This window comes from Occallatibacter sp. (genome assembly GCF_049802275.1).
Lineage (GTDB): Bacteria > Acidobacteriota > Terriglobia > Terriglobales > Acidobacteriaceae > Telmatobacter.
Genome location: NZ_JBARMD010000603.1, coordinates 1 through 2,194, shown reverse-complemented (window position 1 = coordinate 2,194; position 2,194 = coordinate 1). Strand labels below are relative to the sequence as shown.

General features: G+C 59.5%; 2 protein-coding genes. Both read right to left on the bottom strand.

The features are described 5' to 3' along the window. Positions 1-75 precede the first annotated feature (75 nt). On the bottom strand, positions 76-1,239 hold the full coding sequence (gene prpC, locus WA354_RS20450) for a bifunctional 2-methylcitrate synthase/citrate synthase (RefSeq protein WP_472814870.1): 1,164 nt from the start codon (positions 1,237-1,239) through the stop codon (positions 76-78). 47 nt (positions 1,240-1,286) lie between these two features. After that, positions 1,287-2,183: a methylisocitrate lyase gene (gene prpB / locus WA354_RS20445; protein ID WP_472814871.1), complete on the bottom strand. Its 897-nt coding sequence runs from the start codon at positions 2,181-2,183 to the stop codon at positions 1,287-1,289. Positions 2,184-2,194 lie beyond the last annotated feature (11 nt).

Here is a 2,194-nt window from a genome sequence, read left to right as displayed (position 1 = left end):
ATAGTCCTGGGTGCCCCATCCTTGCGTAAGCAAGGGTGGGAAAGCACGAATCTGGGTGGGAAAGCACTTTGCTACTTAAGTCCGCTTCTCAATCAGTACAAACTCCTTGTTCTCCGGCCCCGTATACACCGCCGAAGGCCGAATAATCTTCCCATCCTGCCGTTGCTCGATCACATGCGCGCACCAGCCCGCCGTCCGCGCAATCACAAACAGCGGCGTAAACAGATCCACCGGAACGCCCATCAGGTCGTATGCCACCGCGCTGTACCAGTCAAGATTCGGAAACATGCGCTTGACCTCGTGCATGGTCGATTCAATGCGCTCAGCCACATTGAATAGCCGCATATCTCCACCGGCTTTTGCCAGTCCGCGAGCCACCTCCTTGATGATGTCGCTGCGCGGATCGCTGATGGTATACACCGGGTGTCCAAAGCCAATAATGACTTCGCGTTCGCCCACGCGCCACCGCATGTCTGTCTCGGCCTCGTCGGGCCTTTGATAGCGTTTCTGAATCTCGAGCGCCACCTCATTCGCGCCGCCATGCTTCGGCCCCTTCAGCGCGCCAATCGCCCCCGCGATGCACGAATAGATGTCCGATCCGGTTCCCGCAATCACCCGCGCCGTAAAGGTCGACGCATTGAATTCATGCTCCGCATACAGAATCAGCGATGTCTGCATCGCCCGGGTCCACTCTTCGCTCGGCGCCGTACCGTGAAGCAAGTGCAAAAAGTGCCCCGCAATGGAATCCTCGAAGCGCTCAACCTCGATGCGACGCCCATTACGCGCATAGTGGTGCCAATAGAGAAGCATTGATCCGAGGCAAGCAAGCAGCGTATCCGCAATCCGCCGCGCTCCGCTTTCCTTGTGAGTCTCGCCCTCGGGCAGCACGCAACCCAGAACGGAGACGCCCGTCCGCAGCACGTCCATGGGATGAGTCGATGGAGGCAGCAGTTCGAGCGCCTGCTTTACCGCCGCCGGCAAACTGCGCAGCGGCCGCAAACTTGCCTTGTATGTTGCAAGTTCTGCCACGTTGGGTAGTTTGCCATGCACCAGCAGGTAGGCGACCTCTTCAAACTCGCAGTGCGCCGCCAAATCCTTGATGTCGTATCCGCGATAGTGCAGGTCGTTGCCGCTGTGCCCAACAGTGCACAGCGCGGTCGAGCCCGCTGGTGTTCCCGACAGCGCAACGGATTTCTTCGGCTTGAATGCCGCAGGCGTTGTGTTTACGTCATCGCTCATTGCGCCCCCCGCAGAGCATTAAGCTAAAGGATCAGCGGCGAGAGTGTCTACTTGCCCTCTTTACCCTTCGCGAATAGATCGTCCAGCTTTTTCTCATAGGAATGGTAGTCAAGGTATTTATAGAGGTCCGCGCGGGTCTGCATCATCGGTATCAAATGTTTCTGGGTTCCCTCAGTGCGAATCGCCTCATACACCTGCAAGGCGGCAGCATTCATCGCCCGGTACGCCGCGCAGCAATAGAGAATGATGTCCACGCCCGCTTGCGCCAGCTCCTCGAGCGTCCATAAAGGCGTCTGCCCAAACTCCGTGATATTCGCGAGAATCGGCACGCCCACAGCCTTGCGAAATTCCGTGTACTGCGCGACTTCGGTCACCGCCTCGGCAAAGATCATATCGGCGCCCGCCGCCACATACGCCTGAGCCCTTTCGACCGCCGCTGCCAGGCCCTCGCCCGCCAGCGCATCCGTTCGCGCCATGATTACGAAATTTTCATCCGTGCGCGTATCCACCGCAGCTTTGATTCGGTCAACCATCTCGTCCGCAGGCACCAGCTCTTTCCCCGGTCGATGTCCGCACCGCTTCGCGCCCACCTGGTCTTCCATGTGCACAGCGCCCGCGCCCGCTTTGAACATCGAGCGAATGGTCCGCGCAATGTTGAACGCGCTGCCCCAACCTGTATCGATATCCACCAGCAGCGGAAGCGTCGTCACCTCTGTAATCCGCCGTACGTCGGTCAGCACGTCTTCCATGGTGCTGATCCCCAGGTCCGGCATCCCCAGCGAATTCGCCGCTACCCCGCCGCCAGAGAGATACAGCGCGCGAAACCCCGTCGCCTCCGCCATGCGCGCCGCGTAAGCATTGATCGCGCCCACGACTTGCAGCGGCTTTTCCTCCGCGACCGCAGCGCGAAACCGCGCGCCGGGTGACTTCTGACGACTTTTCATTTCATCAACGC